12 protein-coding genes are annotated in these 15,520 nt (G+C 68.9%); 4 read left to right on the top strand and 8 right to left on the bottom strand.

The annotated features are described in order from the left end of the window. Positions 1 to 28 precede the first annotated feature (28 nt). Complete coding sequence (locus tag ACIA49_RS25095; RefSeq protein ID WP_396379754.1) at positions 29 to 958, top strand: EamA family transporter; 930 nt, start codon at positions 29 to 31, stop codon at positions 956 to 958. A gap of 15 nt (positions 959 to 973) precedes the next feature. Then, positions 974 to 2,311, top strand: coding sequence for a hypothetical protein (locus tag ACIA49_RS25090; RefSeq protein ID WP_396379753.1), 1,338 nt, complete (start codon positions 974 to 976; stop codon positions 2,309 to 2,311). Positions 2,312 to 2,384: 73 nt separating this feature from the next. On the opposite strand, the gene ACIA49_RS25085 is transcribed toward ACIA49_RS25090, so the two are convergent. The 7 genes from ACIA49_RS25085 to ACIA49_RS25055 all read right to left on the bottom strand — a co-directional run bounded on the left by ACIA49_RS25085 (position 2,385) and on the right by ACIA49_RS25055 (position 9,345). Beyond that, entirely contained in the window at positions 2,385 to 3,500 is a 1,116-nt protein-coding gene (locus ACIA49_RS25085) for a zinc ribbon domain-containing protein (protein WP_396379752.1), read from the bottom strand. After that, positions 3,484 to 4,029, bottom strand: a complete 546-nt coding sequence (locus ACIA49_RS25080; RefSeq protein WP_396379751.1) for a phage tail protein — start codon at positions 4,027 to 4,029, stop codon at positions 3,484 to 3,486. Before ACIA49_RS25080 ends, ACIA49_RS25085 begins: the two co-directional genes overlap by 17 nt. Positions 4,030 to 4,034: 5 nt before the next feature. Next, on the bottom strand, positions 4,035 to 5,981 hold the full coding sequence (locus ACIA49_RS25075) for a putative baseplate assembly protein (protein ID WP_396379750.1): 1,947 nt from the start codon (positions 5,979 to 5,981) through the stop codon (positions 4,035 to 4,037). A gap of 115 nt (positions 5,982 to 6,096) precedes the next feature. Next, positions 6,097 to 6,519 carry a GPW/gp25 family protein gene (locus ACIA49_RS25070; RefSeq protein ID WP_396379749.1) on the bottom strand — a complete coding sequence of 141 codons (423 nt, stop codon included), beginning with the start codon at positions 6,517 to 6,519 and terminating at the stop codon, positions 6,097 to 6,099. A 1-nt stretch (position 6,520) separates the two neighbouring features. Then, a complete protein-coding gene (locus tag ACIA49_RS25065) occupies positions 6,521 to 6,796 on the bottom strand; it encodes a PAAR domain-containing protein (RefSeq protein ID WP_391545239.1) in 276 nt (91 codons plus the stop codon). 10 nt (positions 6,797 to 6,806) lie between these two features. Further along, positions 6,807 to 8,639: a VgrG-related protein gene (locus ACIA49_RS25060; RefSeq protein ID WP_396379748.1), complete on the bottom strand. Its 1,833-nt coding sequence runs from the start codon at positions 8,637 to 8,639 to the stop codon at positions 6,807 to 6,809. 1 nt (position 8,640) lies between these two features. Then, positions 8,641 to 9,345 (bottom strand): peptidase M23, encoded by a 705-nt coding sequence (locus ACIA49_RS25055; RefSeq protein ID WP_396379747.1) that lies wholly within the window; start codon positions 9,343 to 9,345, stop codon positions 8,641 to 8,643. Between the two features lie 168 nt (positions 9,346 to 9,513). On the opposite strand from ACIA49_RS25055, the gene ACIA49_RS25050 reads away from it, so the two are divergent. Together ACIA49_RS25050 and ACIA49_RS25045 are read left to right on the top strand one after the other, a co-directional pair. After that, on the top strand, positions 9,514 to 12,276 hold the full coding sequence (locus tag ACIA49_RS25050) for an AfsR/SARP family transcriptional regulator (protein ID WP_396379746.1): 2,763 nt from the start codon (positions 9,514 to 9,516) through the stop codon (positions 12,274 to 12,276). Beyond that, positions 12,273 to 14,999, top strand: coding sequence for an ATP-binding protein (locus ACIA49_RS25045; protein WP_396379745.1), 2,727 nt, complete (start codon positions 12,273 to 12,275; stop codon positions 14,997 to 14,999). The genes ACIA49_RS25050 and ACIA49_RS25045 overlap by 4 nt, the downstream gene beginning before the upstream one ends. An 81-nt stretch (positions 15,000 to 15,080) precedes the next feature. Here ACIA49_RS25045 and ACIA49_RS25040 read toward each other — a convergent pair whose 3' ends face one another. Further along, positions 15,081 to 15,518, bottom strand: a complete 438-nt coding sequence (locus ACIA49_RS25040; RefSeq protein WP_396379744.1) for a phage tail protein — start codon at positions 15,516 to 15,518, stop codon at positions 15,081 to 15,083. Positions 15,519 to 15,520: the final 2 nt, after the last annotated feature.

The raw sequence follows: 15,520 nt of genomic DNA, 5'->3' as shown, positions 1-15,520 counted from the left end.
TATCTTAGCGCTGAAGTACTTTATCTTAGTGCTAAACATTTTTTGGTCTCTCCGCATCCGTCTTCTTCTTGTAACGGCGATCACGCCGATGCTCTGGGGAACGACGTACCTCGTGACGACGGAACTGCTTCCGCCCCACCGCCCGCTGCTCGCCGCCGTGATCCGCGCCCTGCCGGCCGGCCTGCTGCTGATCGCAATCACCCGGAAGCTGCCACACGGCCACTGGTGGTGGCGCTCGCTCGTGCTGGGCACGCTGAACATCGGCGCCTTCTTCGCCCTGCTCTTCGTCGGCGCCTACCGGCTGCCGGGCGGGGTCGCTGCCACGGTCGGCGCGATTCAGCCGCTCGTGGTGATGATGCTGTCGACCGGTCTGCTCAAGGAGCGGCTGTCGACCCGCAAGGTGCTGGCTGCGGTCGCCGGTGTGTTCGGGGTCAGCCTGCTGGTACTGCGGGCCGACGCGCGGCTCGACATGTGGGGTGTGCTCGCTGCTCTCGGCGGAGCGGTCGTGATGGCGGCCGGCGTCGTACTGAGTAAGCGCTGGACGTCCCCCGCTCCCCTACTGGCCACCACCGGCTGGCAGCTCGTGGCTGGCGGCCTGGTACTGCTCCCGGTCGCCTACCTGGTCGAAGGCGCGCCCCCGGCCCACCTGACGCTGGCCAACGTCGGCGGCTACGCCTACCTGACCATAATCGGCTCCGCCCTCGCCTACGCCCTCTGGTTCCGCGGTCTGCGCGCATTGGGCCCCACCGACGTCACCTTCCTCGGCCTGCTCAGCCCAGTGGTCGCCACACTCCTCGGCTGGCTAGTACTCGACCAGCGTCTCTCCACTGCCCAGCTGATCGGCGGCCTGATCGTCCTGGTAGCCCTAGTCACCGCCCAGCTCCGTCGGCGGACCACTAGGGCCAATCGGGTTGCCCGATCGGCTGTACGGCGGCTCGCTGTGCTGGAACGGGTCTGACTCGATCCTTGATGCGTGTCTACTTCAGCGCGGTTGGATGTTGCGGAACTCGTCGTGGTGCCAGGTGTCGCGGCCCAGTGCCGGGTCACGGTGGCGAACCGGGGCTCGGTGGTCGAGGCCTACACGCTGACGCCGGTCGGGGATCTCGCCGCGTACGCGGTGATCGAACCGGCCGTGCTGTCGCTGTACCCGGACGCCGAGGGCAGTGCCACGGTGACGATCACGGTCCCCCAGGAGGCCGTCGTACAGGCTGGTGACGTGCCGTTCGGCGTCCTGGTCGAGCCGAAGGAACACCCGGCCGACACAGCGGTACCGGAGGCCATGGTTCATCTGCAGCCGTTCAGCGACCTGACTGCGGAGCTGACACCGCGGACGTCGCACGGCTCGCGCGTCGGCCGGCACACGGTCTCCATCGACAACCGAGGCAACCAGCCGGTGACGGTGGAGCTGACCGGCAAGGACCCGGACGCTGTGGTCGAGTTCCGCTTCTCCCCCAGCACCGTTGAGGTCCAGCCCGGTGCAGCTGCGTTCGCCAAGGTGAAGGCGCGGCCGCTGGACCGCATCTGGCGCGGCACGCCGAAGACGCGGCAGTTCAGCATCATCGTCACGCAGGTCGCGCGGGGCGGTCAGCCCGGCGCCACCATCACCACGGTCGACGGCATGATGGTCCAGGACCCGATCCTCCCGTCATGGACCGGCAAGGCGATCGCCGGCGTACTGGCCGCGGCTGCGCTGCTCACCGGCCTGTGGTTCGCCGTACTGCGTCCGTCGGTGGAGTCCGCCGCCCAGCACGCGGTGGAGAAGCCGCTGGCAGCTATCAAGAAGGACACTGCCGCAGCGAAGGACACAGCGGCCAAGGCGCAGGAGACGGCTCAGGTCGCGCAGCAGCAGTCCAACAACACCCAGAAGGGCCAGAACAACCAGAACCAGGCCCAGACCGAGCGAGACAAGCAGGTCGCAGCCGCAGCGGCAGCAGCCGTCGGTACGCCGTTCGCGCAGCGCTGGCCGCTGAGTGCGAAGCCGGGCGCGTCCGATCAGGCATCGTTCACCGTCCCTGCGGGCAAGATGCTGCGGATCACCGACGTGAACTTCGAGTCTCAGGGCAGCACCGGCTTCCTCGACCTGCGCCGGGACAAGGAGTCCCTGGGCGGCGTCCAGCCGCAGTACTTCCGCAACATCCAGGACTACCGCTACATCGCGCCACTGGCGGTCCTGCAGCCCGGACAGAAGGTCGTCGTCCACCTGGACTGCGTCGCTCCGGCGCCGGGGGCAACCACCTGCGAGAACGCGATCATGGTCGGCGGCAACCTGGTCCCCGTACCGCCGCCCGCCAAGCCCGCAGGCACCAGCTGAACTTCTCTCTCCCCACAACAGAAGCCCGGGACCTCCCCCACGAGGCCCCGGGCTTCTTGCTGTACTAGCGTCCTCAGGGCTTGCCGAAGAGCTCGATCTCGGCGATCGCGGCCAGCGTCGCGCGGCTCGGGTTGATGCTGCGGACGACGGCGATCTGGACACCGCGGGCGTCGGACACCTTCAGCGTGAACTTCTGGTACTTCGAGCTGTCGGCGAGGCGCAGCCGCTTGATCACCGGCTTGCCACCGGTGAACACGGTGATCTCCAGCTCGGCCGGCCGCGGCCCCGCGACGAACTTCGGGGTCTGGTCGGAGACGCCGGCCCAGACTCCGATGTTCGTGAGCCGGACCGGCTGCTGGAACGTCCCGGTCAGGTACGGACCGGCCTTGGCGTCCTTGCCGACCCGGGGCGCTCCCCAGTAGGTGTTGTTCGCACCGTCGAAGGCCAGCGCCGGGACTTGCTTGCCGACGGCCCCGCTGCCCTTGATGTTCGTCAGGTGCACCGGCTGCGGCTTGCTCACCATGTCCTGTACGGCGTGGACGCCCTTCATCACCAGCGGACGCTGGGGAAACGCGAGGATGCCACCGCCCGCCAGCAACGCCAGTACGACGCCAACCCGCGTCGCGCCGCGGAACCGGCGTCGGGCGTTGCCCGGCCGGAAGCGCGTACCGGCGGCGTAGACGCGTTCGCGGCCGAGCAGGCGGCGCCACCACGCGGTCTTCCGGATCACCTTCGCGTCGACCAGGCTGAAGCCACATTTGGCGCAGAACCGCCGGGTGCTCTCGTTGGGCATCCCACAGCCACCACAGATCCGGGAGCCGGTCGGAATGATCACCGGCGACTTGGACCGGCGCGGCATCTTCCGCTTGACCGTCTGCGGTTGTCGCGAGCCCGGCTGCCGCGCAGGTTGCTGCTGCACCTCTGGCTGTCGAGCAGTCTGCTCCGGTGCCGGCAGCGGAACAGGCCGCGGGGGTGGAGCGCTCTCCGTCGGTGGTACCGCAGTCTCTTGCGCCACCGCGGTCGCCACTACAGGTACCTCGGCTGGTGGTTGAGCCGCCTCCTGCGGCCGCACCACGACCTGCGTGGCTGCCTCGACCTTCTCGCCTTCCCACTCGAGGAAGACGCCGCACCGCGCGCAGAAGACCGCACCGTCCTCGTTCTGCTCACCACAGTCACTGCACAGGATCATCGCTGGCCTCCACGACCTCGATCCGGGCCGGCAGGTTCGCCGGCCGTAGCGCTTCGACGATGCGGCGGACTACCGCCTCATCTGCTGATGCCGGCACCCGTACGACGAGTCGCGGCAGATCTGAGCCCGGTGGGGTGGACTGCGCTTGCGCGGACCACGCCGTACCGCCGGACTCTGTGACCTCGGCTTCGATCCCACCGGCCAGCCGCAGCGTCTCGCGCAGGGCGGCGGCCGCGCCGCGGGAGCGATGCAGCTCGACCGCGGCCGCGACCAGCAGTCGCTGCCGGTCGGCGGGGATGCGCGGGTCGGTGAACGCCGCCACCCAGGACCCCAGCACCTCAACGAAGTCTTCTGGTGCAAGTGCGGGATCCAGGTACGCCGGGAAGTTGTCCAGCGTCGACACGATCGGCGCCAGCGCGTCATCGAAGACCGTGGTCAGTCGCGCCGCGAGATCGTCCTCACCGTAGATGCCGGGCAGAATCGCGAGCAATGGATGGGGATTGTGCAGACCGTCGACCAGACCGCGCATCGGGACTACCTCCGCACCAGGATCTGGTGCTCGAACGAGAACACCAGCTCTGTCCGGGCCAGGTCGATCCGCTCGACCGGAGTCTCACTGCGCGTCCCGAGGACCGGGTCCGCCAGGTACAGCCGCACGTCCTCCACCGACTCGACACCGCGCACCCGCTGCAGAGCCGCGTGAATGTCACCGGTCTGTACGGCGCGTCCGAGCGGCCAGCCGTCTTCGCGCGGACCACCGACCTGCGGGTGCAGCAGGCGGTAGACCGCAGCGAGCGCTTCCGGTCGTACCCGCTCCGACGACGCATCCGCTGCAGCGGTCAGCCGCGCGACGACCGTCACCGCGCGGTAGTACGGCGGCTCGATCAGCAGGCGGACGCCGAGCATCCGGCGCGGCTCCAGGTGGTCGGCCAGTCGCTGCAGCACCTCGTCGGAGGGCCGGAGCGCACCGAAGTCGGTCTGGGCCTGTGGGTCGCCGGACAACCGCGGAATCACCAGCAGGCGAACGACATTGGGCTCACTCTCGTCACCGGGCACACAGTGCACACGGCCGAGCTCCGGAGTCGCCTCACGCGCGAGCAGCTCGTAGTCCTCGGCCGTGACCGCGCGGGACGCCGTACGGAGGGAGAGCGGTCCGCGCTGCATCGCGTCGGACACCTGCTCGCCGTCGACACCACCGATCGCGGGCCGACGGTTGTCGACCTCGGACACGAACGGGAGCGAGCTCTTCAGAACGCGGAGAGCGTGTGCTGCCACGTTTCCCGCGCTGCCGCCGCCGATCCGGTACCGGTCGAGCCTCAGCACGGCGCCCTTCGGCGGCACCGCCCCGTACGACGTCAACGCGCCATCGGGCTGCCGAACCGCCGGGCCGAACAACACCTGCCCGGTCTGCCGGTCCAGGGCGAAGTGGTGATCCTCGGCCGTGGAGGCGGCGAAGGTGTCGACGAGGGTCCAGTCCTGCCAACCGTCATCGGTACCGACCCGGAGAACTTCGGGATCCGCGGAGAGCGCTATCGGGCGACGCTCGAGGAGGAACCGCTGGCCGGCACTGCCGTCGCTGCGACCGACCTCCTCGAACAGGACCGCCTCGGCGTGCTCCGCGATCGCCGTACCGCCGATCGTCGAGGCCTCGATCGAGCGCACCTTCGGGGACTCGCTGTAGAAGGGCTGATCGACGTCCGGCTCGGTCAGCACGCAGCGCAGCCAGCCGGCGCGCTGCTGGGCAATCACCGAGGGGACGTGGCCGCGGGGAATGTGCAAGACGATGTCGCCCGCGCGGTTGAGGCCGCCGGTACCGTCGCGGTCGACCTCGCAGGGCACCCAGTCCTCGCCGTTCCAGGCCTCCCAGCGCAGCGGCGGATCCAGCGGATCGACGCCGATACCTTCGACCTCGCAGTCGATCCGGAGCAGCACCGCGTTCGATGGCGCGGCCTCGGTGAGACCCACGTAGAGAGCGCTCCCCGGCGCCGGCGGCTCCGGGAAACACTCGAACCCGACCTTGTCCTGCAGCTCCACTGTCCGATCCATCGCCCCGCCGCCAACGTTGCCCGTGGCAACGGTTTGCAGAGCGGTGGCGACGATCGGCAGGTCCTCGACGGTACTGAAGCCGACCGCCTCGTCGTGCTCGGTCCGCAAGGTCGCGACCTCGGTCCCGGCCCGGACGGTGATCGTCTCCGGCTGGGCCGCGGACAGCCAGAACGTCACGTCGGCGCGGGCCGCGGCCGGCGCGAACAGCTTGACGCCGATCAGGTCGAGGAAGCGCAGATAGTTGCGCTCCGGCACCCGGTTCAGCCGGTACATCAGCTGATCGACCATCGTCGCGAACGCCTCCACCAACGTCACACCGGGATCGGACACGTTGTGGTCGGTCCACTCCGGGCAGCGCTGCTGGATCATCCGCTTCGCGTCGTCCACCAGTTGCTGGAACCGGCGGTCGTCGAGATTCGGCGCTGTCAGCGTCATGGGGCCTCCTGACCTGGACTGAGGAGCGCAGGGAGCGCAGCGACTGGAGTGACGAGGGAAGGGCTGGAGTTAAAGCCCCATGACCCGCCGCGCGGAGCGTGGCAAAGTCGACAGCTCATGGCGTGGCTCCGGCGTCGAGCTCGATGTGTTCGGGGATCAGGTAGAACGGGAACACCAGGTTCCGCGGGCTGTTGCTGCCCCGGATCGTGTAGTGGAGATCGATGTAGAGCGCTCCCTCGTCGACCTGGTCGAAGTGCACCTGGACGTCGAGCAGGTCGATCCGCGGCTCCCAGCGGTCCAGCGCGATCCGGACGTCGGCGACGATCTTGCCGGCCGTGGTCGCGTTCGCCGGCGCGAAGATGTGGTCCTGGATCCCGCAACCGAACTCCGGCCGCATCGGCCGCTCTCCCGGCGACGTCCCGAGGATCAGCCGGATGCTCTCCTCGATCTCCCGGTCGGCCCGGACCAGCGCGACCCGCCCGGTGGCGTCCGTACGCAACGGGAACGCCCAGCCGGCGCCAACGAACTCCGAGCTCACCTCATCCTCCGATCAGCACAGTGGGTGCGCCCATCGCGATGGGCGCACCGCAGGCGGTCATGTCCCCGAGCCGGGCGGCGGGCAGCCCGCCGATCAGCACCGTCATCGAGCCCGGCGGGATCACCGCCGACGGCGGATGCAGCGGGATCGCGCAGATGTGCGGGGTCCCGACCGTCGCGGCCGGCATCCCGCCGATCAGTACCGTCGGGACACCCGGCGGTCCGAGCGCACCACCGTGTCCGGTCGGGTCCCCCACCCGTGCCGCTGGTCCTGGCATGGCAGTCCCCTCAGTTGATCTTCACGAGTGCGGCCTGGAGTGTGAGCGCCGCGCCACCGGTGACCTCAGTCGCGGCCTGGCCGCTGACCGCGACCTTGGCTGCCGACAGAGTCGCCTCCGCGGTCCCCTGCAGGGCGACCTTGACGCCCTTGACGTTCACGTCGCCGGTCCCGCCGTCGAGCGTGATCCCGGCGCGCGCGGAGAGCGCTATCTTGTCTCCGCCGGTGATCTTGACGCTGCCGTTCTCGGCCGTGATGTCGACGCTGTCCTTGGCCTCCACCACGACCCGGCCGTCACTGTGCACGGTGATCACCGGTCCCTTCCCGGCGTCCATCGAGACCTTCAGCTTGCCGTCGCCGGTCTGCAGCCAGATGCCGTTCTGCGCCGCGGCCTCCAGCAGTTCGAGCGAATGCCCGGTCCGGCTGACCATCGCGCGCCGGCTCACCTGGCCCGCGCCCGAGTCCACGCTTTCCGACTGAGCGGCGTACGGGAGGTTCTTGGCGCTGTAGAGACCACCGAGCACGTACGGCGCGTCGATGGCACCGTGGTCGAACGCGACCAGGACCTCGTCGTTGACCTCGGGGATGATCATCGACCCGCGGTTGCTGCCGGCACCAGCCTGGAGAACGCGCGACCAGGTGGTGGCGAAGTCGTCGTGCATCCACGGCAGCCGGATCTTCACCCGGCCGAGCTTGTCGGGATCCTTGATGTCGGTGACGACCCCGGTGACGATGCTCTGTCGCTCCGAACCGGACGCGCCGCTCAGGCCGAGCATCGAGCGGTCCTGCTGTCCGGTGACCGCGATGTGCGTGGTGTAGCCGCTGTCGTTGTCGAAGACGTGCCGGACCCGGGAGAGCGTGTACTTGCCGTCGAACGGCGCACCAAGGTTGCTGAGGGCAACGGCTGATCCGGCGTGCAGGTTGGGGTTGCCCCGGCAGATGCCTTCCAGCTCGGCGAAGGTCCCGGCCACACGCTCGGCCAACGCCTTGGCAGCCGCTTCCGCGGTCGCCTGCGTGCGATGCGGGACATGTGTGACCACCCACGGCTGCGCGCCGAACGAACTGGCCAGCTCCGCGGGCTTCGCACCGATCTGCGCGGTCTTGGTCTGCACCGGAGCGGTCGCAGAAACCGCTCTCTGGCTGACGTCGTCCCAGCCTCGAACCTCCACCGAGGGCACCTGGCCGGCCGCGGTCACCGCAGTACGCAACCGGAGCAGATCCGCGCCGAGTTCAAGCATGTGCGGTTGGGTACCGTCGGAACCGCTCGGGGCCGTCGCGGCGTCGACCGGCTTGGTGAAGGTCAGCGTCTTGTTCTCGATCGCGAGGTGGTAGCCGACGTTGTCGGCGAGCGCGCGCAGGAAGTCCCAGTCCGTCTGGTTCGCCTGGCTGACCAGGTCGTGCACGGTGCTGGTCGCGTCGATCTTGGCCGTCTGAATGTTGTTGCGCTGAGCAACTTTCTTGACGATGTCGCTGATCGTCGACTGCTGGTAGGTCATGCTCCGGGTTCCCCGCAGCATGCGGTGCGCGGCGTCGTACCCGCGGACGACCGTGAACGTCCCGGTGCTGTCCACCTCGACCTCGAGCGCGGTCACCTCGGCGGTCAGGAGGTCGCAGGGAGCGCTCTCCTGCAGCGCGTGCACGGACAGCTTGATCTCGACGCCCATCGCGATCTGCGACTTGGCCAGTACGAGCCGGTCCGGGTCGCGGAAGCGCAGCGTGAACATGTCCGGCAGGTGCAGGTTGTCGTCCACCCAGACCCCGGCGACCAGCGCCAGGAGATCATCGGGGAGCGCTCTCCCGGCGACGCTGATCCCGAGCGTGCTGGTGATGTTGGCGTTGGCCATCTCAGCCCGCCAGCAGTTCGTCCGGGGACGGCAGCAGCAACGTGCAGCCGGGGGCGACCCGCTGCGGGTCGTCGATCTCGTTCGCCGTGGCCAGCGGCCGCCACATCGCCGGATCGCCGTACTCGGCGTACGCGACCGCGGCCAGGGTCTCGCCCTCCAGCAACACATGGGTACGGCGTGCGGTCAGGCTGCCCGACGTCGGGTTCTGCTTGGGCGTAATCGTCGGCATCTCCTGCAGATCGACCGTGCAGGTCGCCCGGACCGGCGTTCCTTCGGGGGTGAACAGCGTGTACTTCGCGGTGACCGAGGTGATGAAACTGGGGAAGAAGTCGAGCGCGCCCCAGTGGAAGACCACCAGCGGCGGGACCGGCTTGTTCTTGCCCAGGCTGTTGTCGGTCGGCGCGCAGCACTCGAAGAGCGCTTTCACCGCTTTCACCACCGAGTCGTTCATGGTGTCGGTGGCGTCGAAGAACATCTCCACGGTCAGCTTGCCGGGGTCCGGTCCCTGGAACTCCGGTGGCGCGGCCTTCTTCGCCCCACGGGCCGGCTCGCTCTTCCACTGAGCACTCTTCTTGACGGTGAGCTCGTTGGGGTTGAACTGGAACGCGATCGTGCCCTGGATCGCACCCAGCGCGGCACCGGCGCCCTTGACCGGCTTCGCCTCGTGGATCTCCAGGTAGGCCTTCGCCAGATTTCCACGCGCCACCGCCCACACCGCCCCTCGTCACCGCCTGGCTCTCCAACCGGACGTTTCTTTCGAGGCTAGGGATCCGGCCTGCGCCGGGGCAGGTGCACCAGCGCCGCACCGAGGGACCTCCCCTCTTCCCGAAAGGGCAGACGAATTAGGATGCCCTGAGGACGTTCTCCTCTGGGGGTGAGAGCGACGGGGCAACCGCTCCTGCACATCGACGTTCTCGGCCCCGCCGAGTTGGTGACGCATGCCCACGAGCCAGTGCAGCTCCGGCAACCGCTCACCCGGGCGCTCGCCGTCCGGCTGGGACTGGCCCGTGGCAAACCGGTTGCCGACGACATCTTGATCCGGGACCTCTGGGGTGACGACGACGCGGCCCGACCGGTCGCCCGGTTGCGCGTGCTCGCCTCCCGACTGCGCAGCGCCCTCGGGGAACATTCCGGCGCGCTGCAGCGGACGCCCGCGGGGTTCAGTCTGCAGGCGACACCGGCCGATCTGGACGCGGTTGAGAAAGCGCTCTCTGCACTGGACCCCTTTCGCCGCAGCGGCGACCAGGCGAAGGTCTTCAGTACGTCGGCTGCCGCGCTCGCCCATTGGCGCGGTGATCCGCTCGCCGATCTCGACGGTGTCCCGTTCGCCGTCGCGGAACGGGAGCATCTGGAATCCCTCCGGCTGGAACTCCACCTGGCCTGGGCCGAGTCCGGCCTCGCACTCGGCAAGTACGTCGAACCAGAGCTCGAACGGCTGGTCGGCGTCCATCCACTGCACGAGCGCCTGGTCGGCCTGTTCGCCCAAGCCCTCTTCCGGGCGGGTCGCCACGCCGCTGCGCTCGACCAATTGCACGCCCTCCGGGTCCGCCTGGCCGACGAGCTGGGCATCGACCCGACCCCAGAGACGGTGGCTCTCGAGGAGGGTCTGCGCGCCGATCTGGCTGCTCCCCCGAAGCTCCGCACATCGTTGCCTTTAGCAACGAGGACCTTCGTCGGCCGCCGCAAGGAACAGGCAGAGTTGCTGCAACTCATCCAGCGGCCGGGCCTGATCACACTCCTCGGCGGACCCGGCGCCGGCAAGACCCGGCTCGCCCGCGAGATCGCCGGCCACATCACCGAGACGGAGCGCCCCGTCGCCTGGCTGGACCTGGCTCCCGCCCAACCGGGAGACGACCTGGAGAGCGCTCTCGCCGGTGCTGCCGGAGCAACCAGCGGCGATCACTCGATCGGGCACTCCGCCGAACTGCTGTCCGGCGCACTCCTCATCGTCGACAACGCCGAGCACCTGGTCGAGCAGCTCGCCCCGATCATCGACGTACTGCGCTGCAAAGCGTCCGACCTGTCGATCCTGGTCACCTCACAACGTCCGCTCCGTCTGACCGGCGAGCAGCTCCATCGCGTCGCCGCCCTCACCGCCGCTGAAGCCTCCCAACTCTTCCGCGACCGCAGCGGCGCCGACCCGAGCCCCGCCGTCGAACAAATCTGTACGGCGGTCGACCGCCTCCCGCTCGGCATCGAACTAGCCGCCGGTCTGACCCGCACCCTCTCTGTGGAACAGATCGCCCAGCGCATCGACCACCGCCTCCGTCTCCTGGTCCGAGGCCTCCGCGACGCCGGCCCCCGCCACGTCAGCCTCCGCTCCGCCCTCAACTGGAGCTACGAACTCCTCAGCCCCCAGGAGCAAGTGGCCCTCCGCCGCCTCGCCGTCTTTGCCGCCGGCTGTACCCCCGAGGCCGCCACCTTCGTCCTGACCGCCCCCTCCGCGGCGGACCCGATCGGGCTTGATGACGTTGAGCGGGTTCTCGCCGAGCTGTCGGATCGGAGCTTGATCACCAGCGGCGGCGAACGGATCGGGTTACTGGAAACAGTTCGCGAATACGCACTCGACCAGCTGCGCGACTCCGGAGAAGAGAGCGCGCTCCGGGACCGGCACGCCGCCTGGTGCGTGGAGCTCGCCAAGTTCGGCGGAGCCTACGGTCCGCAAGATCAACGCCAGCTCTTGGGCGAACCAGAGCTCGCCCGTCGGGTCCGGCTGGAAGAACCCAACATGCTCGCCGCCATCGACTGGTGCATGGGCGACGGCAACGACCCCGGCCGGGTCAGCGAGTTCGTCGCACCGCTGGGCTGGCACTGGATGTCACGCGGGATGATGGCGCAGGGGAGCGAATGGCTGTGGGCCTCCCTCCCCGCTCTCCCGGCCGGCACGGTCGAGCGCGGCGAGGCCCTTCGCGGATTCGCCTTCCAGGCCCGCAGCGTCGGCCGATACGACGAAGCTCTCCAAGCCGCACTGGAATGCGCCGAGATCCAACGGGCCCTGGGCAACGATCGCGGCCTCGCCCGGACCTACCACGTACTGACCCTGACCAGTCTCGGACTAGACGACGTGTACGGCGCCCTCGACTACGCGCACCGCGCCGGGAAGATGGCCCGCACCCTCGAACTACCGATCGTGCTCGGCGCCTCCCTCAACTGCAGCGGTCTCGCGCTACGCATGCTGGGCTACCCGGCCGAGGCCAAGCAACTGTTCGAGGAGGCGTACGACATCTGGGCCGGAGTTCGCGACGACGAGGGACTCGTCCTCGCCTCCAACCACCTCGGCGTACTGGCAGTCCAGGCTGGTGACACAGCGGAAGGACGACGCCGCGCGCTGTTCTGCCTTCGGATGGCGCGCGGGATCGGCGGCCTGCTCGGAATCCTGGACGGCCTGGCCCTGCTGGCCACGGTCGAGGCTGCCGAGGGTAACCACGCAGAGGCGGTTCGGCTGCTCGCAGTCGTCGAGCATCAGCGTGAGGAGCTGAGCAGCCCGATCCAGGTCGCCGACGAAGTAAGCGCTCTCTCCGTTGCTTGGACCACGTGCCGCGAAGCCCTAGGCCCCGAAGCGGATCGCCTCGCCGACCGAACTCGCCGCCAGTCACCGGAAACCCTCACCGCCGAGATCCTGGCCACGCCCGCATGACCACGCTCGAGGTACTCGTCCTCGGTCCGGCCGAGATCGTCGCCGTACCCGAGGAGCCCTTACCCATAAGGCAACCGCTCGCGCGGGCACTCGCCGTACGGCTTGCACTTGCGCGTGGTGAGGCTGTTGCCGACGAGATCTTGATCCGCGATCTCTGGTCCGATGAGGAAGCCGCCCGGCCCGCGGCCCGATTGCGGGTCTTGGCCTCGCGATTGCGCAGCGCGCTCGGCGACCACTCCGCCGCACTGCGCCGTACCCCGGCCGGCTTCAGTTTGCTGGCCGAGCCCGCCGACCTGAGCGCCGCCGAGAGAGCGCTCACCACGGTCGACGCCGTACGACGTTCCGGCGACCAGGCGCGCGTGTTCACCACGACCGCCGCCGCGATCGGGTTGTGGCGCGGTGAGCCGCTCGCCGACCTGCACGACATCCCGTTCGTGGCCGCGGAACAGCGACGGCTGCAAACGCTCCACGTGGATCTCCAACTGGCCTGGGCCGAGGCCGGGCTCGCACTTGGCCGCCCGGTCGGGTCGGAGCTCGAGCGGATGATCGCCGCCAATCCCCTGCACGAACGGCTGGTCGGATTGTCGGCTCTCGCACTGGCTCGCGCGGGCCAGCAGGCCGATGCGCTCGATCGCCTGCGGAGCTTGCGTTCCCGCCTCGCCGACGAGCTCGGCATCGACCCCACACCGGAGACGGTCGCGCTCGAAGACGACCTGCGCGGCCACCGCCCACCGGCGCCACGAATTCCGTTGCCTACGGCAGCGAAAAACTTTGTCGGCCGCGATCGCGAGCAGGCCGCTCTCCTGCGCGAGTTGCGCGAACCGACACTGATCACGCTGCTCGGTGGACCCGGGGCCGGCAAGACCAGACTGGCCCGGGAAGTGGCGGCGCAGGCAGCCGAGCAAGGCCGTTCGGTGGCGTGGCTGGACCTCGCCCCGCTGCGCCAAGGCGACAACCTCGTCGCGGCATTGGCCGGTGCCGTCGGAGCTGATGGCGGTGGCGAATCGCTCGGCCACTCGGCCGAACTGCTGACCGGCGCGCTGCTCGTCGTCGACAACGCCGAGCACCTCGCACAGGCCGTCGTACCGACGATCGATGCGTTGCGATTCAAGGCGGTCGACCTGTCGATTCTGGTCACGTCGCAGCAGGCGCTGGGGATCTCCGATGAGCAGGTTCGGCGCGTCGGACCGCTGCCGGCTGCGGCCGCTGCTCAGCTGTTCTACGATCGCAGCGGCAGCAAGCAGAGCCCAGCAGTACAACGGATTTGCGATGCGGTCGACCGGCTCCCGCTGGGGATCGAGCTGGCCGCGGGTCTGACCCGAACGCTATCGGTGGAGCAGCTCGCGGCGCGGATCGACGACCGCCTCCGGCTGCTGGTGCGCGGGTTCCGTGACGCCGGGCCTCGTCATTCGAGTCTGCGTGCAGCCTTGGACTGGAGCCACGAACTGCTCGAGCCGCCAGTACGCACGGTGCTACGGAGGATGGCCGTGTTCGCCGGTGGCTGTGCGTTGGACGCGGCTGAACAGGTGCTCGCTGGTGACGGCATCGAGACCGACGAGGTGGCCGACCTGCTCGCCGTTCTGGTCGACCGCAGCCTGGTCACGATGGATGCCGACGAACGGTTCAGCCTGCTGGAGACTGTGCGCGAATACGGTCTCGAACAATTGCGCGCGGCCGGCGAAGAGACCGCCGTACGGAATCGGCATGTTCGGTGGTGTGTGGAGCTGGCACGGTTCAGCCGGCATGCGGCGACGCTGCATCAGCGGTTTGCCTTGCGCCAGCAGGTGACTGGGCGCGTGCTGCGGTTGGAGGAACCGAACCTCGTTGCGGCGATCGACTGGTGTCTTGCCGAGGGCAACGATCCGGCGCGGGTCGGTGAGATCGTCGCACCGTTGTCGTGGCACTGGCACTTCCGCGGCCTGATGGGTCAGGCGCGCACCTGGCTGCGGGCCTCACTCGCCGGGCTGACCGATCCGACCGTCGAGCGGGCCGCCGCTTTGGCCGGGCTGGCTGCCCAGACCCGATTCGCCGGCGGATTCGCCGAGGCTCTCGAGATCGGGCTGGAGAGCGCGACCATCTACCGTTCTCTCGACGACAAACGCGGTCTCGCGATCGCTTCCCAGGGATTGACGCTGACCAGCCTCGCGCTCGACGACGTGTACGGCGCATTGCGGTTCGGGCGTGAAGCGGAAGCGCTCACTCGCGATCTCCAGATGGGCGTCGTACTGGGGGCCGCACTGAACTGCAACGGAATGGCGTTGCGCCAACTCGGCCATCCGGCCGAGGCCCGGGCCTACTTCAACGAGGCGTACGACGTCTGGGCCGAGGTGAACGACGAGCAGGGCAAGGTGCTCGCCATGGGCAGTCTCGGCCTGCTCGACTTCCAGGCCGGAGACCTCGCGCAGGCCCACACCCGGGCGATCGAGGCGCTCCGGATCGCGCGCGGGATCGGGTACTCGACCGGGGTACTGGATTGCTTCGGTCTGCTCGCTGTCTTGGCCGCCGCAGAGGGCTCCTATGAGTTCGCCGTCCGCTTGCTCGCGGTCTGCGACCGTCAACGCGAAGAGATCGGCGCCCCCGTCTTCATCGCCGACCGCCTCCAAGCCGAAGCCGCCGCTTGGACCCAGTGCCGAGCAGCCCTAGGCCACGACACCGACCGAATCGCCACCCTCGCCCGCCACCAGGCCCCCGAGCCCCTCGCCGCCGAGCTCCTCGCCCTGTGACCTACCGGCCACGACGCCCCGGCAATTACTCAAGACCTCTTGTGCAAGATCGATCGCACGCTTCGCGGTATGGACGAAGCTTCAGGCGCCGGTGTCGATGAAGCCGTGGTGGGCTATCTCGATGGTTTCGGTGAGGACGTCGGCGGGGCCTTTGGTGAAGGTCGGGCCGGTCCAGCGGACGGGAATCACGTCGATGAGGCCCCAGCGGGCGACGACGGTGCCGTCGCTGGTCATGGCGGTGATCTGGCCGGTACGGCGACGGACGCCGGTGGCGAGGCCGGAGATCCATTTGGCGACGCGCTCGGTCTCTTTGGTGAGCGGGCGGGTGAGTTTGATGTTCGGGAACTTGAGGCGGGACGGGATCTGCATCATGTAGGCGTTGTTGCCGCCCTCGTTGCGTTGCTCGATCACGACCTCGACGCCGAGTCCTTCGCAGCTGGTGAAGAGGCCTAGGTCGACCTCGTCCACCTGGACCATGAAACGGACGCCGACCGCCGGCATCACGTCGGTTCCACTCATTG

This window comes from Kribbella sp. NPDC051587, assembly GCF_044453945.1.
In the GTDB taxonomy this organism is placed as follows: domain Bacteria; phylum Actinomycetota; class Actinomycetes; order Propionibacteriales; family Kribbellaceae; genus Kribbella.
The sequence above is the reverse complement of the archived record's forward strand: the minus strand, read 5'-3'. Positions and strand labels throughout refer to the sequence as shown.

Coding starts and splice junctions, on each gene's coding strand:
- ACIA49_RS25080 (WP_396379751.1), bottom strand. CDS start 4,029: ATGCGCGGTCTGGTCGACGGTCTGCACAATCCCCATCCATTGCTCGCG.
- ACIA49_RS25065 (WP_391545239.1), bottom strand. CDS start 6,796: ATGCCAGGACCAGCGGCACGGGTGGGGGACCCGACCGGACACGGTGGT.
- ACIA49_RS25075 (WP_396379750.1), bottom strand. CDS start 5,981: ATGACGCTGACAGCGCCGAATCTCGACGACCGCCGGTTCCAGCAACTG.
- ACIA49_RS25085 (WP_396379752.1), bottom strand. CDS start 3,500: ATGATCCTGTGCAGTGACTGTGGTGAGCAGAACGAGGACGGTGCGGTC.
- ACIA49_RS25060 (WP_396379748.1), bottom strand. CDS start 8,639: ATGGCCAACGCCAACATCACCAGCACGCTCGGGATCAGCGTCGCCGGG.
- ACIA49_RS25045 (WP_396379745.1), top strand. CDS start 12,273: ATGACCACGCTCGAGGTACTCGTCCTCGGTCCGGCCGAGATCGTCGCC.
- ACIA49_RS25040 (WP_396379744.1), bottom strand. CDS start 15,518: ATGAGTGGAACCGACGTGATGCCGGCGGTCGGCGTCCGTTTCATGGTC.